Source organism: Mycobacterium sp. NTMscope_Eco_3 (assembly GCF_976985685.1).
The window spans coordinates 1,241,453-1,261,162 of sequence record NZ_CDRJYZ010000001.1; the positions used below are offsets into that span (position 1 = coordinate 1,241,453).

General features: G+C 68.7%; 16 protein-coding genes. 12 read left to right on the plus strand and 4 right to left on the minus strand.

Features of this window, described 5'->3' with window-relative positions; translation table 11 throughout:
* The first annotated feature begins 39 nt into the window (after positions 1 to 39).
* The 9 genes from AC0KTM_RS05890 (at position 40) to proB (ending at position 11,731) form a co-directional block, all read left to right on the plus strand.
* The gene (locus AC0KTM_RS05890; protein WP_238957523.1) at positions 40 to 2,688 is read left to right on the plus strand and encodes a valine--tRNA ligase; all 2,649 of its coding nucleotides are present in this window, start codon (positions 40 to 42) and stop codon (positions 2,686 to 2,688) included.
* Positions 2,685 to 4,142 (plus strand): bifunctional tetrahydrofolate synthase/dihydrofolate synthase, encoded by a 1,458-nt coding sequence (gene folC, locus AC0KTM_RS05895; RefSeq protein WP_472415164.1) that lies wholly within the window; start codon positions 2,685 to 2,687, stop codon positions 4,140 to 4,142. The genes AC0KTM_RS05890 and folC overlap by 4 nt, the downstream gene beginning before the upstream one ends.
* Before the next feature lie 80 nt (positions 4,143 to 4,222).
* Positions 4,223 to 4,525, plus strand: coding sequence for a DUF4233 domain-containing protein (locus AC0KTM_RS05900; protein ID WP_225327171.1), 303 nt, complete (start codon positions 4,223 to 4,225; stop codon positions 4,523 to 4,525).
* A 62-nt stretch (positions 4,526 to 4,587) separates the two neighbouring features.
* Positions 4,588 to 4,998, plus strand: coding sequence for a nucleoside-diphosphate kinase (gene ndk / locus AC0KTM_RS05905; RefSeq protein WP_225327102.1), 411 nt, complete (start codon positions 4,588 to 4,590; stop codon positions 4,996 to 4,998).
* A 344-nt stretch (positions 4,999 to 5,342) separates the two neighbouring features.
* Positions 5,343 to 8,162 carry a ribonuclease E gene (gene rne / locus AC0KTM_RS05910; protein WP_238957525.1) on the plus strand — a complete coding sequence of 940 codons (2,820 nt, stop codon included), beginning with the start codon at positions 5,343 to 5,345 and terminating at the stop codon, positions 8,160 to 8,162.
* Between the two features lie 214 nt (positions 8,163 to 8,376).
* Positions 8,377 to 8,688 (plus strand): 50S ribosomal protein L21, encoded by a 312-nt coding sequence (gene rplU, locus AC0KTM_RS05915; protein ID WP_225327104.1) that lies wholly within the window; start codon positions 8,377 to 8,379, stop codon positions 8,686 to 8,688.
* A 13-nt stretch (positions 8,689 to 8,701) separates the two neighbouring features.
* Positions 8,702 to 8,968 (plus strand): 50S ribosomal protein L27, encoded by a 267-nt coding sequence (gene rpmA, locus AC0KTM_RS05920; protein ID WP_225327105.1) that lies wholly within the window; start codon positions 8,702 to 8,704, stop codon positions 8,966 to 8,968.
* Between the two features lie 90 nt (positions 8,969 to 9,058).
* The gene (gene obgE, locus AC0KTM_RS05925) at positions 9,059 to 10,534 is read left to right on the plus strand and encodes a GTPase ObgE (RefSeq protein WP_238957526.1); all 1,476 of its coding nucleotides are present in this window, start codon (positions 9,059 to 9,061) and stop codon (positions 10,532 to 10,534) included.
* Positions 10,535 to 10,627: 93 nt separating this feature from the next.
* Positions 10,628 to 11,731: a glutamate 5-kinase gene (gene proB, locus AC0KTM_RS05930; protein ID WP_238957527.1), complete on the plus strand. Its 1,104-nt coding sequence runs from the start codon at positions 10,628 to 10,630 to the stop codon at positions 11,729 to 11,731.
* A gap of 130 nt (positions 11,732 to 11,861) precedes the next feature.
* Here proB and AC0KTM_RS05935 read toward each other — a convergent pair whose 3' ends face one another.
* Positions 11,862 to 12,512 (minus strand): TetR/AcrR family transcriptional regulator, encoded by a 651-nt coding sequence (locus tag AC0KTM_RS05935; protein WP_238957528.1) that lies wholly within the window; start codon positions 12,510 to 12,512, stop codon positions 11,862 to 11,864.
* Positions 12,513 to 12,617: 105 nt separating this feature from the next.
* Here AC0KTM_RS05935 and AC0KTM_RS05940 point away from each other — a divergent pair, with 105 nt between their 5' ends.
* Positions 12,618 to 13,895 (plus strand): cytochrome P450, encoded by a 1,278-nt coding sequence (locus AC0KTM_RS05940; protein ID WP_238957529.1) that lies wholly within the window; start codon positions 12,618 to 12,620, stop codon positions 13,893 to 13,895.
* On the opposite strand, the gene AC0KTM_RS05945 is transcribed toward AC0KTM_RS05940, so the two are convergent.
* Positions 13,892 to 14,740 (minus strand): NAD-dependent protein deacetylase, encoded by an 849-nt coding sequence (locus tag AC0KTM_RS05945; protein WP_238957530.1) that lies wholly within the window; start codon positions 14,738 to 14,740, stop codon positions 13,892 to 13,894. The genes AC0KTM_RS05940 and AC0KTM_RS05945 overlap by 4 nt on opposite strands.
* 16 nt (positions 14,741 to 14,756) lie before the next feature.
* Positions 14,757 to 15,302 carry a cysteine hydrolase family protein gene (locus AC0KTM_RS05950; protein ID WP_225327111.1) on the minus strand — a complete coding sequence of 182 codons (546 nt, stop codon included), beginning with the start codon at positions 15,300 to 15,302 and terminating at the stop codon, positions 14,757 to 14,759.
* A gap of 59 nt (positions 15,303 to 15,361) precedes the next feature.
* Between AC0KTM_RS05950 and AC0KTM_RS05955 the strand changes: the two genes are divergently transcribed.
* Positions 15,362 to 17,404 (plus strand): NAD(+) synthase, encoded by a 2,043-nt coding sequence (locus AC0KTM_RS05955; RefSeq protein WP_225327112.1) that lies wholly within the window; start codon positions 15,362 to 15,364, stop codon positions 17,402 to 17,404.
* Positions 17,405 to 17,431: 27 nt separating this feature from the next.
* Here the strand turns inward: AC0KTM_RS05955 and AC0KTM_RS05960 are convergent, their stop codons facing one another.
* Complete coding sequence (locus AC0KTM_RS05960; RefSeq protein WP_238957531.1) at positions 17,432 to 18,310, minus strand: ribokinase; 879 nt, start codon at positions 18,308 to 18,310, stop codon at positions 17,432 to 17,434.
* An 83-nt stretch (positions 18,311 to 18,393) separates the two neighbouring features.
* Between AC0KTM_RS05960 and AC0KTM_RS05965 the strand changes: the two genes are divergently transcribed.
* Positions 18,394 to 19,677, plus strand: coding sequence for a glutamate-5-semialdehyde dehydrogenase (locus tag AC0KTM_RS05965; protein WP_238957533.1), 1,284 nt, complete (start codon positions 18,394 to 18,396; stop codon positions 19,675 to 19,677).
* Positions 19,678 to 19,710 lie beyond the last annotated feature (33 nt).

The following is a 19,710-nucleotide window of genomic DNA, read 5'->3' on the forward strand; positions in this document are numbered from 1 at the left end:
ACTTACACGAGGGTAAACCGCGCTCCCTAGAATTGACGGGTGACCGCCAGCCGCAGCCCCGCCACCGACCTGCCCAAGTCGTGGGATCCGGCTGCGGCCGAGAGCGCGATCTACCAGAAGTGGATCGACGCCGGATACTTCGCCGCGGACCCGGCCAGCGCCAAGCCCGGCTACTCGATCGTGCTGCCGCCGCCGAACGTGACCGGCAGCCTGCACATGGGCCATGCGCTGGAACACACCATGATGGACGCCCTGACCCGCCGCAAGCGGATGCAGGGGTACGAGGTGTTGTGGCAGCCGGGCATGGACCACGCCGGAATCGCCACGCAGAGCGTGGTGGAAAAGCAGCTCGCGGTCGACGGCAAGACCAAGGAGGACTTCGGCCGGGAGCTGTTCGTCGACAAGGTCTGGGACTGGAAGCGCGAGTCCGGCGGCGCCATCGGCGGCCAGATGCGCCGGCTCGGCGACGGGGTCGACTGGAGCCGCGACCGGTTCACCATGGACGAGGGCCTGTCACGGGCGGTCCGCACCATCTTCAAGCGGCTCTACGACGCCGGGCTGATCTATCGGGCCGAGCGGCTGGTCAACTGGTCGCCGGTGCTCCAGACCGCGATATCGGACATCGAGGTCGACTACCTCGATGTCGAGGGCGAGCTGGTGTCCTTCCGCTACGGCTCGCTCGACGACTCGCAGCCGCACATCGTGGTCGCGACCACCCGGGTCGAGACGATGCTCGGCGACACCGCCATCGCGGTGCATCCCGACGACGACCGCTACCGCCACCTGGTCGGCACCAGCCTGCCGCACCCGTTCGTGGACCGTCAGCTCGCGGTGGTCGCCGACGAGCACGTGGACCCCGAATTCGGTACCGGCGCAGTCAAAGTCACGCCCGCTCATGACCCCAACGACTTCGAGATCGGGCTGCGGCACGGGTTGCCGATGATCTCGATCCTGGACACCAAGGGCCGAATCGTCGACACCGGAACGCAATTCGACGGGATGGACCGCTTCGAGGCCCGCGTCGCGGTGCGCGAGGCCCTGGCCGCCGAAGGCCGCATCGTCGAGGAGAAGCGACCCTACCTACACAGCGTCGGGCACTCCGAGCGCAGCGGCGAACCGATCGAGCCGCGGCTGTCGCTGCAGTGGTTTGTCCGCGTCGAGTCCCTGGCCAAGGCGGCCGGCGACGCGGTGCGCAACGGCGACACCGTGATTCACCCGGCCAGCCTGGAGCCGCGGTGGTTCGCCTGGGTCGACGACATGCGCGATTGGACGATCTCGCGGCAGCTGTGGTGGGGCCACCGCATCCCGATCTGGTACGGGCCCACCGGGGAACAGGTGTGCGTGGGTCCCGACGAGACGCCGCCGGAGGGCTGGGAACAGGACCCCGACGTGCTGGACACGTGGTTCTCCTCGGCGCTGTGGCCGTTTTCCACCCTGGGCTGGCCGGAGAAAACCCCCGAGCTCGAAAAGTTCTACCCGACAAGCGTTCTGGTCACCGGCTACGACATCCTGTTCTTCTGGGTGGCCAGGATGATGATGTTCGGCACCTTCGTCGGCGACGACGACGCCATCACCCTGGACGGGCGCCGCGGCCCGCAGGTGCCCTTCACCGATGTCTTCCTGCACGGGCTGATCCGCGACGAGTCCGGCCGCAAGATGAGCAAGTCCAAGGGCAACGTCATCGACCCGCTGGACTGGGTCGAGATCTTCGGCGCCGACGCCCTGCGGTTCACGCTGGCGCGCGGCGCCAGCCCCGGCGGTGACCTGGCGATCGGTGAGGACCACGTCCGGGCGTCGCGCAACTTCTGCACCAAGCTGTTCAACGCCACGCGTTACGCGCTGCTCAACGGGGCGCAGCTGGCGCCCGTGCCCCCGCCGGCCGAGCTCACCGATGCCGACCGGTGGATCCTCGGGCGGCTGGAAGAGGTTCGCGCTGAAGTCGATGCGGCATTCGACAACTACGAGTTCAGCCGTGCGTGCGAGGCGCTGTACCACTTCGCCTGGGACGAATTCTGCGACTGGTACGTCGAATTGGCCAAGACACAACTGGCCGAGGGGGTCGCGCACACCACGGCCGTGCTGGCGGCGACGCTGGACACCCTGCTGCGGCTGCTGCACCCGGTGATCCCCTTCATCACCGAGGCCCTCTGGCAGGCCTTGACCGATAACGAGTCGCTGGTGATCGCCGACTGGCCGCAACCGTCCGGGATGAGCCTGGATCCGGTTGCCGCACAACGGGTTACCGACATGCAGAAGCTGGTGACCGAGGTTCGCCGGTTCCGCAGCGATCAGGGGCTGGCGGACCGCCAGAAGGTGCCCGCCCGCATGGCCGGGGTCGACGAATCCGATCTGGCCACCCAGGTGAGCCCGGTGACGTCCCTGGCCTGGCTGACGGCCGCGGGGCCGGAATTTCGCCCGTCGGCGTCCGTGGAAGTCAGGCTCAGCGGCGGCACCGTCGTCGTCGAACTGGACACCTCGGGCACCATCGACGTCGCGGCCGAGCGTCGCCGGCTGGAAAAGGATCTGGCCGCGGCGCACAAGGAGCTGGCGTCGACCACCGCCAAATTGGCCAACGAGGACTTCCTGGGCAAGGCCCCGCAAAACGTCGTCGACAAGATCCGGGACCGTCAGCGTCTGGCCCAGGAGGAAACCGAGCGGATCAACGCGCGGCTAGCCGGGCTGGCATGACGGAGCCGCCCGAGTGGGCTGAGGACCCCGAACTTCCCGACGTGGTTCCCGCGCCGGTCCCGACCCCGGACGAGATCGCTTCCTTGTTGCAGGTCGAGCACCTGCTGGACCAGCGCTGGCCCGAGACCAAGATCGAGCCGAGCCTGACCCGGATCAGCGCGCTGATGGACCTGTTGGGCTCACCGCAGCGGGCCTACCCGTCGATCCACGTCGCGGGCACCAACGGCAAGACCTCAGTGGCCCGCATGATCGACGCGCTGATCACGGCGCTACATCGGCGCACCGGGCGGACCACCAGCCCCCATCTGCAATCGGCGGTCGAGCGCATTTCGATCGATGCCAAGCCGATCAGCCCGGCGCAGTACGTGGCGACCTACCGCGAGATCGAGCCGTTCGTGCAGATGGTCGACGCGCAATCGCAGGCCGCCGGCGGGCCCGCCATGAGCAAGTTCGAGGTGCTGACCGCGATGGCCTTCGCCGCGTTCGCCGACGCCCCCGTCGACGTCGCCGTAGTCGAGGTGGGGATGGGCGGACGCTGGGATGCCACCAACGTGATCAACGCGCCGGTCGCGGTCATCACCCCGATCGCCATCGACCACGTCGACTACCTGGGCGACGACCTCGCCGGCATCGCCGGAGAGAAGGCCGGCATCATCACCCGCGCGCCCGAGGGCGCGCCCGACACCGTCGCGGTCATCGCGCGCCAGGCGCCCGAGGCGATGGAGGTGTTGTTGGCCCAAACCGTGCAAGCCGATGCCGCGGTGGCCCGCGAAGATTCGGAGTTCGCCGTGCTGGGGCGCCAGGTCGCCATCGGCGGGCAGGTGCTGCAGCTGCAGGGCCTTGGCGGGGTGTATTCCGACGTCTACCTGCCGCTGCACGGAGAACATCAGGCGCACAACGCCGTGCTGGCTTTGGCCGCCGTCGAGGCCTTCTTCGGCGCCGGCGCGCAGCGTCAGCTCGACGTCGAGGCGGTGCGCGCGGGTTTCGCCGCCGTTGCCAGCCCGGGCCGGCTGGAGCGGATGCGCAGCGCGCCCACGGTGTTCATCGACGCCGCGCACAATCCGGCCGGTGCGGCCGCGCTGGCGCAGACGTTGGCGGGCGAATTCGACTTCCGCTATCTGGTCGGAGTGCTCAGCGTGCTCGCCGACAAGGATGTCGGCGGCATCCTCGCCGCCCTGCAGCCGGTGTTCGACGCCGTCGTCGTGACCCACAACGGGTCGCCGCGGGCGCTCGACGTCGAATCGCTGGCCCTGGCGGCGCGCGAGACGTTCGGGCCCGACCGGGTGAGCACCGCCGAGAACCTGCGTGACGCCATCGACGTCGCGACCGCACTGGTCGATGATGCCGCGCTGGACGGGCACGCCGAAGACTTCTCCGGCACCGGGATCGTCATCACCGGCTCGGTCGTCACCGCCGGCGCGGCGCGCACCCTGTTCGGGCGTGATCCGCAGTGACCCAACCGGACTCACCCGAGAACCCCGAGGGGCCGGCCCCGACGCCGGCGGCCGACCCGTGGCGCAGCTTCGGCGCGGTGATGGCCCTGACGCTGTTTCTGGAAGCGATCGTGGTGCTGCTGGCGATCCCGGTGGTGGGAGCGGTGGGCGGAGGCCTGACGACGGCGTCGCTGGTCTACCTGATCGGCCTGGCCGTGCTGCTGATCCTGATGGCCGGGCTGCAGCGCAAACCCTGGGCCATCTGGGCCAACCTCGGCGTGCAGGTGATCCTGCTCGCGGGCTTCGCCGTGTATCCGGGGGTGGGATTCATCGGCGTGCTGTTCACCGGCCTGTGGGGCTTGATCGCCTACTTCCGGGCCGAGGTCCGGCGCAGACAGGGGTAGCCCGCCGGCAGGGACAAGCGCTGACCCGCCGCGGCGGCACCTGGTTATGTACGCTGTCCGCCGTGACCGAACGGACATTGGTACTGATCAAGCCGGACGGCGTCCAGCGACAGCTGGTGGGGGAGATCATCGGCCGGATCGAGCGAAAAGGCCTCACGATCGCCGCGCTGGAACTCCGGCACGTCAGCCAGGATCTCGCCGCCCAGCATTACGCGGAACACGAGGGCAAGCCGTTCTTCGAGCCGTTGCTGGAATTCATCACGTCGGGGCCGGTCGTCGCGGCCATCGTGGAGGGACCGCGGGCGATCGCGGCGTTTCGGCAGCTCGCGGGCGGTACCGACCCGGTCGAGAAGGCGATCCCGGGCACGATCCGCGGTGACTTCGGGCTGGAGACGCAGTTCAACCTGGTGCACGGCTCGGATTCGATCGAGTCGGCCAAGCGAGAAATCGGGCTCTGGTTCCCCGGCGCCTAGAGCTGCGACGATCGGTCCCGCGGCGCCGTCGTGACCGGGTTCGGCCATACCGAGGTTCCTCAGGTGTGGGTTGGCCCGCCACGTGATGTGGGATACTGATCTCGGGTGAACGTCGCCGGACCGGCGTCAGACACCCGAATGAAGACTTGGACAAGCGCGACCAATAGCCCCGTCGCCTTGGTTTGCAGCATGTCAGGCCGTCATTCAGCACGGCGCCGAGTGGGTTCTAACCTGAGCCGCTCGGGGCGAGACCATCACAAGCCCGGGAGAAGTGACCCGGGCCCATAGCGAAGCCCTCGCGTGGCCGCGTCGAAACGACGCGCCCGGGGGCTTGAGGAGAATACGTGGTAGACGGTGCACCGACTGCAGACCCATCAGAAGAATCGACCCGGCCTGCGGAGCTGCCCGACCGGTTGAGGGTCCATTCGCTGGCCCGAACGCTGGGAACAACCAGCAAACGGGTCCTGGACGCGCTCAGCGAGCTGGACGGGCGGATACGCAGCGCACATTCCACCGTGGACCGCGCCGACGCGGTGCGGGTGCGTGACCTGCTGGCCACCCAGCCCCAGGAAACGCCGGAGAACGCCGAGGCGGACGCCGACTCCGGCGAACCCGAATCCCGGCTGATGCTGGAAACCCCCGACAACGCCGCAGACCGGCCGCATTACATGCCGCTCTTCGTCGCGCCGCAGCCGCTGGACAGCGACGACACCGACGACGACAGCGGCACCGACGAGGACGCCGACTCCGACGATTCCGACAGTGACGACGACGAGCAGGCCGATCGGCCGTCGAACCGCCGGCGCCGCCGCGGCCGCCGTGGTCGCGGCCGCGGACGCGGCGAGCAGGGCGGGCCCGAGGGCCAGAACGACAGCGGTGACGACGACGAGCCGCAGGGCCGGGCCAAGAAGGCCGCCCAGTCCGACTCCGGCGACTCCGACGACACCGACGACGACGATTCCGACGACGCCGACGATTCCGACGGCGGTGACGACGGTTCATCGGATGGCGGCAACCGTCGCCGCCGCAGGCGCCGGCGCCGCAAATCCGGATCGGGCGACGACAACGACGAGGGCGTCGCGCCCGACGACCCGCCCAACACGGTCGTGCACGAGCGGCCGCCCCGCAGCGGCAAGAACGGCGGCGGCGACGGCGGCAGCTCGAGCAACGAGATCAAGGGCATCGACGGCTCGACTCGGCTGGAGGCCAAGCGGCAACGGCGCCGAGACGGCCGCGACGCCGGGCGGCGCCGCCCCCCGGTGTTGACCGAGGCCGAATTCCTGGCCCGCCGCGAGGCCGTCGAACGCGTCATGGTCGTCCGCGACCGGGTCCGCAGCGAGCCGCCGCACCAGGGTTCGCGGTACACCCAGATCGCGGTGCTCGAGGACGGCATCGTCGTCGAGCATTTCGTCACCTCGGCCGCGTCGGCGTCCCTGGTGGGCAACATCTACCTCGGCATCGTGCAGAACGTGCTGCCCTCGATGGAGGCGGCCTTCGTCGACATCGGCCGCGGCCGCAACGGCGTGCTGTACGCCGGCGAGGTCAACTGGGAAGCCGCCGGGCTGGGCGGATCTGACCGCAAGATCGAACAAGCGCTCAAACCCGGCGACTATGTCGTCGTCCAGGTCAGCAAGGACCCGGTCGGGCACAAGGGCGCCCGGCTGACCACGCAGGTGTCGCTGGCGGGCCGCTACCTGGTGTACGTGCCGGGCGCGTCGTCGACCGGGATCAGCCGCAAGCTGCCCGACACCGAGCGCCAGCGGCTCAAGGAGATCCTGCGCGAGGTGGTGCCGTCCGACGCGGGGGTGATCATCCGGACCGCGTCCGAGGGCGTCAAAGAAGACGACATCCGCAGCGATGTCACCCGCCTGCAGGAGCGCTGGAAACAAATCGAGGCCAAGGCCATCGAGGTCAAGGAGAAGGCCGCCGGCGCCGCGGTGGCCCTCTACGAAGAGCCCGACGTGCTGGTCAAGGTCATCCGCGACTTGTTCAACGAAGACTTCGCCGGCCTGGTGGTCTCCGGTGACGAGGCCTGGAACACCATCAACGAATACGTGAATTCGGTTGCGCCCGACTTGGTTTCGAAGCTGAGCAAATACGAACCGCCCGCCGGGCCGGACGGATCGGGCGGACCGGACGTGTTCGCGGTGCACCGGATCGACGAGCAGCTGGCCAAGGCGATGGACCGGAAGGTCTGGCTGCCCTCGGGCGGCACCCTGGTGATCGACCGGACCGAGGCGATGACCGTGGTCGACGTCAATACGGGCAAGTTCACCGGCTCGGGGGGCAACCTCGAGCAGACGGTCACCAAGAACAACCTCGAGGCGGCCGAGGAGATCGTGCGCCAACTGCGGCTGCGCGACATCGGCGGCATCGTCGTCATCGACTTCATCGACATGGTGCTGGAATCCAATCGCGATTTGGTGCTACGCCGGCTCACCGAGGCGCTGGCCCGTGACCGCACCCGCCATCAGGTGTCCGAGGTGACGTCGCTCGGTTTGGTGCAGCTGACCCGCAAGCGGCTGGGCACCGGGCTGGTGGAGGCCTTCTCGACGTCGTGCCCGAACTGTGGCGGCCGCGGCATCCTGCTGCACACCGACCCGGTGGATTCGGCCCCGTCGAACGGCCGCAAGTCCGAGTCCGGCGGCCGCCGCGGGCGGCGCAAGAAGAACAAGGCCGAGGAGCCGGTCGTGGCCAAGGTGCCCGCCCACTCTCCCGGCGAGCACCCGATGTTCAAGGCGATGGCGGCCGGCTCGTCCACGCAGGCGGCATCCGACGACGACGAATCCGACGAGGCCACCGAGGACGCCACCGACGAGTTCGACCGGAAGCGGGCGACGCGCGACGAGGACGTCGCCGACACCGACACCGACGAGGAGGACTTCGACGACACCGACGACGACTCGGATGACGACGATTCGGATGACGAGGACTCGGACGACGACTCGGATGACGACGACCTCGATGACGAGGAAGATCTGGGCGACGACGACGAGGATCTCGAGCTAGACGACGACGACCTGGACACCGAGGACTCCGACGACGACGACTCCGACGGCGGCCAGGGTTCCGCTGCGGCGGACCAGGGCGGCTCGGCACCCGGTCGGCCCCGGCGCCGACGCGCGGCGGGCAGGCCCGCCGGACCGCCGATCCACGCGGACTGAACGCCCAAAGCCAGGTCGTGTCCGGTTTGACCCTGTAGCCGCTGGTCACGTACCCTTGGACAGTTGTCGTCAGGCCGGGCGACTAAGCTTTGGCCGGCGGCAGCGGGACTCCCGGGGAATCGGCGCAGGCCCGCAACCCAGACCCACCACGTGCACCGCGGCTGGTTCGCGCGCGACGCGCCGAGCAGCGGTTAGAAGAAGGAGCAGAGCAACGATGGCGACCTACGCAATCGTCAAGACGGGCGGCAAGCAGTACAAGGTCGCCGTCGGGGACGTGGTCAAGGTCGAGAAGCTCGACTCTGAGCCGGGTTCGAACGTGTCGCTGCCGGTCGCACTGGTGGTGGACGGCGCCAAGGTGACCACTGACGCGGCCGCACTGGCGAAGGTCGCGGTCACCGGCGAGGTGCTCGAGCACACCAAGGGCCCCAAGATCCGTATCCACAAGTTCCGGAACAAGACCGGTTACCACAAGCGTCAGGGACACCGTCAGCGGCTGACGGTCCTGAAGGTCACCGGCATCAAGTAGCAAAGGCGAAGACATGGCACACAAGAAGGGCGCTTCCAGCTCGCGCAACGGTCGCGATTCCGCCGCACAGCGGCTGGGTGTGAAGCGATTCGGCGGCCAGGTCGTCAAGGCCGGCGAGATCATCGTTCGTCAGCGCGGCACCAAGTTCCACCCGGGCGTCGGTGTCGGGCGCGGCGGCGACGACACGCTGTTCGCCAAGGAAGCCGGCGCCGTCGAATTCGGAATCAAGCGCGGCCGCAAGACCGTCAACATCGTCACGGCCGGTCAAACCACCGACTGAGCGCCGCGAGCGTGCACCCACTGCGATAATTCGAGGCAATTCTCGCAGTAGCCGCACGCTCGGCGAGCGAGACGGGTGAGAGGACCCACGATGCCTCGGTTCGTCGACCGCGTCGTCATCCATGCGCGCGCCGGTTCCGGAGGTAACGGCTGCGCCTCGGTCCATCGCGAGAAATTCAAGCCGCTGGGCGGCCCCGACGGCGGCAACGGCGGCCGCGGCGGCAGCATCGTCTTCGTCGTCGATCCGCAGGTCCATACCCTGCTCGACTTCCATTTCCATCCCCACGTCACCGCGCCGTCGGGCAAGCAGGGGATGGGCAACAATCGCGACGGCGCCGCCGGCGCCGACCTGGAAGTCAAAGTCCCCGACGGCACCGTCGTCCTCGACGACAACGGCCGCCTGCTGGCCGACCTGGTCGGCGCGGGCACCCGCTTCGAAGCCGCCGCGGGCGGTCGCGGCGGTTTGGGCAACGCCGCGCTCGCGTCGCGCGCGCGCAAGGCTCCCGGGTTTGCGCTGCTGGGGGAGCAGGGCGAGACCCGCGACCTGACACTGGAACTCAAGACCGTCGCCGACGCCGGCCTGATCGGGTTCCCGTCGGCTGGCAAGTCCTCGCTGGTGTCCACCATCTCGGCGGCCAAACCCAAGATCGCCGACTACCCGTTCACCACGCTGGTGCCCAACCTCGGTGTGGTGTCGGCCGGCGAGCACACCTTCACCGTGGCCGACGTTCCCGGCCTGATCCCCGGGGCCTCGCAGGGCCGCGGTCTGGGCCTGGACTTCCTCCGGCACATCGAGCGGTGCGCCGTGCTGGTGCACGTCGTCGACTGCGCCACCGCGGAGCCGGGCCGCGACCCGATCTCCGATATCGACGCGCTGGAGGCCGAGCTCGCCGCGTATACGCCCACCCTGCAAGGGGACGCGACGTTAGGCGATCTCGCCGAGCGGCCCCGCGCGGTGGTGCTCAACAAGATCGACATCCCCGAGGCGCGCGAGCTCGCCGAATTCGTCCTTGACGAGATCGCCGAGCGCGGCTGGCCGGTGTTTTTGGTGTCGGCGGTCGCGCGAGAAGGTTTGCAGCCATTGATCTTTGGGCTCTGGACGATGATCTCAGAATACAAGGCCGCCCAACCGGAGATCGTGCCGCGACGCCCGGTGATTCGCCCGGTCCCCGTCGACGACAGCGGCTTTCGCGTTGAGCCGGACCCCCAGCAGCCAGGCGCCTTCGTGGTCAGCGGAGCACGGCCCGAACGCTGGGTGCGTCAGACCAACTTCGACAACGACGAGGCCGTGGGGTATCTCGGCGACCGCCTGGCGCGCCTCGGGGTCGAGGAGGAGCTGCTGCGGCTGGGTGCACGTCCGGGATGCGAGGTGACCATCGGCGACATGACGTTCGATTGGGAGCCGCAAACTCCTGCGGGACAACAGGTTGCGCTATCCGGGCGGGGCACCGACGTGCGACTGGAGCGCAGCGATCGCGTCGGCGCCGCGGAGCGCAAGGCGGCCCGGCGACAGCGTCGCGTCGGCGACGATGCAGAGCGCAGCGATGCGGAGGAGCGGCGCCCGTGACTGAGGTCGGCGACGATGCAGAGCGCAGCGATGCGGAGGAGCGGCGCCCGTGACTAAGGTCGCCGACGATGCAGAGCGCAGCGGTGTGGGGCCGTGAGCGCTCAACGCGACGCCATCCGGAACGCTCGCAGCCTGGTGGTCAAGGTGGGCACCAACGCGTTGACCACACCGGCCGGGGTGTTCGATGCCGGCCGGCTGGCCGGCCTCGCCGACGCGATCGAGGCGCGGATGAAGGCGGGCACCGACGTCGTCATCGTGTCCTCGGGAGCCATCGCCGCGGGCATCGAACCGCTGGGATTGGCCCGTCGCCCCAGGGATTTGGCGACCAAGCAGGCCGCGGCCAGCGTCGGTCAGGTGGCGCTGGTGAATTCGTGGAGCGCGGCGTTCGCCCGCTACGGCCGCACGGTCGGGCAGGTGCTGCTGAGCGCCCACGACATCTCGATGCGCGCCCAGCACACCAACGCCCAGCGCACGCTGGATCGGCTGCGCGCCCTGCATGCGGTGGCGATCGTCAACGAAAACGACACGGTGGCCACCAACGAGATCCGGTTCGGCGACAACGACCGGCTTTCGGCGCTGGTGGCACACCTGGTCGGGGCCGAGGCGCTGGTGTTGTTGTCCGACATCGACGGGCTGTACGACTCCGATCCGCGCAAAACCGAAGGCGCGCAGTTCATCCCGGAGGTATCAAGCTCGGCGGATCTGGTCGGCGTGATCGCCGGGCCGGGCAGCGATCTGGGTACCGGCGGCATGACCTCGAAGATGTCATCGGCGCTGCTGGCCGCCGACGCCGGTGTGCCGGTGCTGCTGGCCGCCGCGGCCGACGCCTCGACGGCGCTCACCGACGCGTCCGTCGGCACGGTGTTCGCCGCGCGACCCGCCCGGATGTCGGCGCGGCGGTTCTGGGTGCGTTACGCCGCCGAGGCGGCCGGCGCGCTGACCCTCGACGAAGGGGCGGTGCGCGCCGTGGTCGGGCAGCGCCGCTCGCTGCTGCCCGCGGGGATCACCGCGCTGTCCGGCCGGTTCTTCGGCGGTGACGTGGTCGAACTGCGGGGCCCGGACGCGGCGATGGTGGCCCGCGGCGTGGTCGCCTACGACGCAACGGAACTCGTCACCATGATCGGCCGATCGACCAGCGAGCTGCCCGGCGAACTGCGCAGGCCCGCCGTGCACGCCGACGACCTGGTGGCCGTGTAAGAGGCGGTCCCGGCTTGCGGCGCGGGTGGCGTCGACCTCCGAACCATGAGGACTCTCGCAAAGCCGCTAGCTGATGCGCTAGCACGTTTGAGAATCACCTCATGGTCTGATCACCGGGGCGTCGCGCGGGTCAGCTCGCCGAGGTGGGCCTGAGATACAGTGCGCCCCAAACAATTTCGGCCAGGGTAGCGGCCAGCTCCGCGTCGTAGTCGGGCGACTGCGCCGGTAGGTTCTGTTGGCAGGCGCGCTCGACCATCCAGGTCAGCGCGCTGGCGGTGGTCAGCGCCGCCAGTTCGGGGCGGATCGAGCCGTCGGCCTGGCCCGCTTCGATGACCCGGGTGAGCTGTTCGGAGATGCCGGTCAGCAGTTCGCGGTACGTTTCGCCCGTCGGCGGGTCGTAGGCGGCCATCTCGTTGAGGGCCACCAGCACCGCCTGATGCCGTCGATAGGTGGCGATGATGTTGCTCATCGCCGTGTGCACGTCGGCGGGGTCGCGGCGCCCGGCCACCGTCCACCACCGTCGCGCGCCGTCGGTCAGGTCGCCGAACACCTGGCCCGCGAGCCGGCGAAGCAGATGGCCTTTGTCCTCGAAGTAGATGTAGAAGCTGGCGCGGGAGATGCCCGCCTCACCGGAGAGCCGATCCACGCTGAGTTCGGTGAAGCTCGCGCCGTCGCGCATCAGCCGCTCGGTGGCGTCCAGCAGCCGGCGCTCCATCTCCTCGCGCCGCTGCTCGCGCCCCACGCTTCGGTGGCCCTGCGGCTTGCGGGTGAGCGACGGCATGCGCCGAGCATAGCCGACCTTTCGACATCTTGCCTAGACATACTGTCTAGGCATATCGTCAGGCAAAGTTTGTGACCGGCGTCATACAAGGGAGGATCAGCCACCATGGCCGTGATGACGGGTACGCCCGGGGCCGAGAAGTCCGGCCGCGCCTACGACGAGATCGACCTGTCCTCGCGGGCGTTTTGGTCCACGACGGCGGCGGATCGGGAACGTTCGTTCGCCGTGCTGCGCGCCGAGCGCCCGGTCAGCTGGCATCCGCCGGTCGAAGATTCGCTGATGCCCGATCCCGCCGATCCCGGCTTCTGGGCGGTCACTCGTCGCGCCGACATCGTCGCGGTCAGCCGCAACAACGACGTCTTCCTGTCCGGCCAGGGGGTGATGTTCGAGAGCATTCCCGTCGAACTGCTCGAGGCGTCGCAGTCGTTCCTGGCGATGGACCCGCCGCGGCACACCAAGTTGCGCAAGCTCGCCCACGCCGCGCTGAGCCCCCGGCAGGTGCGCCGCATCGAAGACTCGATCAAGGCCAACGCCAAGACCATCGTCGGAGAACTGCGGGCCATCGGCAGCGGTGCGGATTTCGTCGACCACTGCGCTAAGGAGCTGCCCATCCGCACCCTCTCGGACATGATGGGAATCCCGGAATCCGAGCGCGAGCGCATGGCACACGCCACCGACGCCCTGGTCTCCTGGGCCGACCCGGAGTTCCTCAACGGACGCCCGGCGCTGGAAGTCCTGGTCGAAAACCAGCTGTATCTCCATCAGGTCGTCGGCGCCCTGGCCACCGAACGCCGCGAGCGGCCAGGTGACGACCTGATCAGCAGCCTGGTGACCGCCGAGGTGGACGGGGACCGCCTGGAAGACGCGGAGGTGGCGGCGTTCTTCGTGCTGCTCTCGGTGGCAGGAAACGACACCACCCGCCAGACCATCAGCCACACGCTGAAGGCGCTCACCGACTTTCCCGACGAGAAGGCCTGGCTGCTCGACGATTTCGACAACCGGATCGGCACCGCCATCGAGGAGTTCATCCGCTGGGCCACCCCGGTCATGACCTTCCGCCGCACGGCGGCAACGGATATCGAGCTGGGCGGCCAGACCATTCTGGCGGGGGAGAAGGTGGTCATGTTCTATCCGTCCGGCAACTGGGACACCGACGCGTTCGATCACCCCGAACGCCTGAACCTGAGCCGCGACCCCAATCCGCACGTCGGTTTCGGCGGTGGCGGCCTGCACTTCTGCCTCGGCGCGCACGTCGCCCGGGCGCAGCTGCGCGCCGTCTTCGGCGAGCTGTTTCGTCAGCTACCCGGCATCCAGGCGGGCGAGCCGACGTATTTGGCGGGCAATTTCGTGCACGCCGTGCGCAGCATGCCGTGCACCTTCTAATGCGTTGCCAGGGGCGATAATTCGTCGGCGAGCAGCGCGAGCAGCTCGGAGCATCCGCCGTCGACCTTGACCGTGGCCAGGTCGTCGCCGCGGGTGCTGCCGCGGTTGACGATGGCGATCGGGTTGCCCAGCGCGGCCGCGTGCCGCACGAATCGATAGCCGGAGAACACCGTCAGCGACGACCCGACGACCAGCAGCGCATCGGCCTGGTCGACCATCTTATAGGCTTCGGCCACAACGTCTTTCGGAACGCTGTCACCGAAATAGACGATGTCCGGTTTGAGCATGCCGCCGCAGCGCACACAGTCGAGATAGCGGAACGACGCGGTATCGGCGACGACGGCGTCGGCATCGGGAGCCACGGCCAGCCCGCCGATCGCCTCGGCGCGCTCGATGAATCCGGGGTTGAGCGCTTCCAGCTGTTCGGCCAGCGCGGCACGGCTCATGGTGTGGCCGCAGCTCAGGCAGATCACCCGCGCGTAGGTGCCGTGCAGGTCGATGACGTTGCGGCTGCCCGCCTTGGTGTGCAGCAGGTCGACGTTCTGGGTGATGACGCCGGTGACCACCGACGCTGCCTCGAGCGCGGCCAACGCCCGATGGCCCGCGTTGGGCAGCGTGTCGTCCATGTGGCGCCAGCCGACATGGTTGCGCGCCCAGTACCGCTGCCGAAACGCGGCGTCGCCGATGAACTGTTGGATGGTCATGGGATTGCTCGGCGGTGAATCGGGTCCGCGGTAGTCGGGGATCCCGGAATCGGTGGAGATGCCGGCGCCCGTCAGCACCGCGACCCGGCGCCCGGCCAGCAGCGAGACCAGCTCCGGGGATTCTGCGGGGATGACGGTCACCTGGCCAGGGTACGGATCACGCCGGGCCGAGGCAGTCCGCGGCGGTCGTGAGCTCGGCGGACATGTTCTGCTCCATCATCTTGCACGCCGCCGCGCCCAGGTCAGGGTCGATGTGGGCGACCGCGTCGGTCGGGATCACGACGGGAAAGTGCCGCACGTAGGCGTCCAGGGCCGTGTAGAGGATGCATTGCTCGGTGACCTGGCCGGTGATGATCAACCGCTGGGTGTCCAGCCGGCCGAGCAGGTACGCCAGCGCCGTCGAATAGAACGCACTGTGGCGGACCTTGGTCATCAGGCGGCTGCCCTCTGCGGGCGCGATCGGCTTGACCAGATCGGGCCGCGCGCCGTCGAGCGCCGAGCGGACGATTCCGGAGAACTCGGCGGTGAAATCGCCGTAGTTGTCGTTGACGTAGATCAGGTCGACGTCGCCGGATGCGCGTGCCCTCCGGACCAAATCGGTCAAAGGCTCGATGATCTTCTCGACATTGGGTATTAGATCTTCAGCGTCGGGATGTTGATAGGTATTCATCATGTCGACCACGAGGACCGCAGTGTCGCTCATGCCGTTCGGGATACCCGGCGGCGAGGAGTTGACACCCCCGAGGCGACAATGGAAGGGCGATGGACTTTTACAACGTTTACAGCCAGGGCTTCGCCCGCGTTGCCGCGTGCACGCACCACACCGTCATCGGTGACCCCGCCGCGAACGCCGACTCGGTCCTACGGATGGCCCGGGAGTGCCACGACGACGGCGTAGCGCTAGCCGTTTTCCCGGAACTGACACTGTCCGGCTATTCGATCGAAGACATCGTCCTGCAAGACCTGCTGCTCGACGACGTCGAAAAGGCCATCGCCGACATCGTCGCGGCCTCGGCCGAGTTGTTGCCGGTCCTGGTGGTCGGCGCCCCGGTCCGTCACCGGCACCGCATCTACAACGGCGCCGTGGTCATCCACCGCGGCGCGGTGCTCGGCGTGACGCCCAAGTCGTACCTGCCCACCTATCGGGAGTTCTACGAACGCCGCCAGATCGCGCCCGGAGACGACGAGCGCGGCACCATCCGGCTCGCGGGGGTCGAGGCGCCGTTCGGTCCCGATCTGCTGTTCGCCGCCTCCGACCTGCCCGGTTTCGTGCTGCACGTGGAAATCTGCGAGGACATGTTCGTGCCGATTCCACCCAGCGCGGAGGCCGCGCTCGCGGGTGCGACGGTGCTGGCCAACCTGTCCGGCAGCCCGATCACCATCGGCCGCGCCGAGGACCGCTGCCTGCTGGCCCGTTCGGCCTCGTCGCGTTGCCTGGCCGCCTACGTGTATTCGGCTGCCGGCGCGGGCGAGTCGACGACCGATCTGGCCTGGGACGGTCAGACCATGGTGTTCGAAAACGGTGTGCTGCTCGCCATGTCCGAGCGTTTCCCTCAAGGGGAGCGCCGCAGCGTCGCCGACGTCGACCTCGAATTGCTTCGCGCGGAACGGCTCCGGATGGGCACGTTCGACGACAACCGGCGCCACCACCGGACGACGGCGGAGTCGTTCCGGCGCATCGAGTTCCGGCTGGACCCGCCGGGCGGCGACATCGGGCTGCTGCGGGAGATCGAACGGTTCCCCTTCGTGCCCGCCGACCCGCAACGGCTGGAACAGGATTGCTTCGAGGGCTACAACATTCAGGTCGCCGGTCTCGAACAGCGTTTGCGTGCCCTGGATTTCCCGAAGGTCGTCATCGGGATTTCCGGTGGGCTGGATTCGACGCACGCGCTGATCGTCGCGGCGCGCGCAATGGACCGCGAACAGCGGCCCCGCAGCGACATTCTGGCGTTCACGCTGCCCGGCTTCGCCACCGGGGACCGCACCAAGCGCAATGCGATCGAGCTGTGCCGCGCCCTGGGGGTGACGTTCTCCGAGATCGACATCCGCGAGACGGCGCAGCTGATGCTCAAGGAGATGGACCACCCGTTCGCGCGCGGCGAGAAGGTCTACGACGTCACCTTCGAGAACGTCCAGGCCGGCTTGCGCACCGACTACCTGTTCCGGTTGGCCAACCAGCGCGGCGGCATCGTGCTGGGCACCGGCGACCTGTCCGAACTGGGCCTGGGCTGGTCGACCTACGGTGTCGGCGACCAGATGTCGCACTACAACGTCAACGGCGGCGTACCCAAGACCCTGGTTCAGCACCTGATCCGCTGGGTGATTTCCTCGGAGCAGTTCGAGCCGGAGGTCTGCGAGGTGCTGCAGTCGGTGCTCGACACCGAGATCACGCCGGAGCTGGTTCCCAGCGGCGAAGAGGAAGAGCTGCAGAGCAGCGAGGCGAAAGTCGGCCCGTTTGCGCTGCAAGACTTTTCGCTGTTCCACGTGCTGCGCTTCGGATTCCGGCCGTCGAAGATCGCGTTTTTGGCCTGGCATGCGTGGAGCGATCCCGAGCACGGCATCTGGCCGCCCGGCTTCCCGGAAGACAAGCGACCGTCCTACTCGCTCAAGGAAATTCGGCACTGGCTGCAGGTCTTCGTGCAGCGGTTCTACTCGTTCAGCCAGTTCAAGCGTTCGGCGCTGCCCAATGGGCCCAAGGTGTCGCACGGTGGTTCGCTGTCGCCGCGGGGGGACTGGCGCGCGCCGTCCGACATGTCGGCGCGCATCTGGCTCGACGAGATCGACCGCGAAGTCCCCGAAGACTAGCGGGCGCGCCGCGGCGGGGCAGAACGGCTAAGACGCGTTCTGAAGTGCCTTGTCGATCGCGTCGGCGTCCGGCGCGCAATCCCCGGCGCCGGGAACCAGCGTGGCCAGCGCGCCTGCCGCGCAGGCGCGCTGCAGCGCGAGCCGCCGCTCATCGGGTGAGCCGGGATTGGGCGGCCAGTTCGCGGCCAGCACACCGGCGAACACGTCGCCGGCGCCGGTGGTGTCCACCGCGTCCACCGCGGGGGAGGGCACCGAGTACTCGCCGTCGGCGCCGGAGTAGCGGGCGCCGCGCGAACCCAGGGTGACCACCAGGTGCGTTGGGCGCCAAGGCCATTCGTTGGCTTCCTCTTCATTGGTGATCACCACGTCGGCGGTGGCCGCCAACTCGCCCAGCGAGGCGGGATCCTGGCCGGCCGGTGAGGCGTTCACGACGACGACCGCACCGGCCGAACGAGCGTGTTGCGCCGCCGCGACCGCCGTGTCGACCGGAATCTCCAGCTGGGTCAGCATCACATCGCAGTTGGCGACCACGCTGCGCGCGCGGTCGTCGGTCAGCGTGAAACGCCCGTTGGCGCCCGGCGCGACCACGATGGTGTTCTCCGCGTTGGCGTCGACGACGACGATGGCGGTGCCGCTCGGCCCGGGGATTTCGACTGCCCCGTCGAGCCCGACGCCGTTGGCCCGCAGGTGGGCACGCAACTGTTCGGCGGCCGCATCGTCGCCGACCGCACCGACGAACTGCACCCGCGCGCCCGCGCGCGCCGCCGCCACCGCCTGATTGCCGCCCTTGCCGCCGGGGGCCTGTGTCAAGGACGACGCCAACACCGTTTCGCCGGGCCGCGGAAGGGCGTCGACGCCCAGCGACAGATCGATGTTCACGCTGCCGACTACACATACGCCTGCCATGGGGCCCGACGTTAGTCGTGTCGGGATGGCGGGCTAGAACGGGCCGCGTTACCCGGGCTTTTGCGGCCGGATACCCTGGTTCAATGAGTCTGCAGGCACCATTCCGCAGCGGAGCGGCCCAACGGGGGGAGCCTGACTTGCGCCGGGAGGTGCACGACGCCGCCCGCCGCGCCCGCGTCGCCTCCCGTGTCCTGGCGTTGTTGCCGACCGTCGCCAAAGACCAGGCGCTGCGTTCGGCGGCCGAGGCCATTGACGCCCACGCCGAATTGATCCTGTCCGCCAACGCCGAAGACGTCGAGGCCGCCCGCGCCGCCGGCACCCCGACCGCGATGCTCGATCGACTGGCCTTGGATACCAAGCGCGTTGAGGGCATCGCCGCGGGCCTGCGTCAGGTCGCCGGGCTCCCCGATCCCGTCGGGGAGGTGCTGCGCGGCTACACCTTGCCGAACGGGCTGCAGCTGCGCCAGCAGCGGGTCCCGCTCGGCGTCGTGGGGATGATCTACGAGGGCCGGCCCAACGTGACGGTTGACGCGTTCGGTTTGGCGTTGAAGTCGGGCAACGCCGTGCTGTTGCGTGGCAGCTCATCGGCGACCCGGTCCAACAAGGCGTTGGTGCAGGTGTTGCGGGCGTCGCTGGTCAGCGAGGACCTGCCGGCCGATGCGGTGCAGCTGCTTTCGTCCGACGACCGCGCCACGGTGACGCATCTGATCCAGGCCCGCGGCCTGGTCGACGTGGTGATCCCGCGCGGCGGAGCGAACCTGATCAACGCGGTGGTCCGCGACGCGCAGGTGCCCACCATCGAAACCGGGGTCGGCAACTGTCACGTCTACGTGCACGACGGTGCCGATTTGGACGTGGCGGAGCGGATCCTGCTGAATTCCAAGACGCGTCGGCCGAGCGTCTGCAACGCCGCCGAGACGCTGCTCGTCGACGCCACGATCGCCGAGGAGGCGCTGCCGCGGCTGGTGACCGCCCTGCAAGACGCCGGTGTGACCGTGCACGGTGGCTTTTCTCAGGACGCGCACGAGGACGATCTGCGACGCGAGTACTTGTCGATGGACATCGCGGTGGCGGTGGTCGACGGTATCGACGCCGCGATCGCACACATCAACGAATACGGCACCGGCCACACCGAGGCCATTGTGACGACGAATATGGCTGCGGCGCAACGGTTTACCGATGCCGTCGACGCCGCGGCCGTGATGGTGAACGCGTCCACGGCCTTCACCGACGGGGACCAGTTCGGTTTCGGAGCCGAAATCGGCATCTCCACCCAGAAATTGCATGCCCGCGGCCCCATGGGACTGCCCGAATTGACGTCGACCAAATGGATCGCGTGGGGGGACGGACAGACTCGTCCGGCCTGATACCCCGTGGAGAAAGTGTTTTAGGAGAACCGA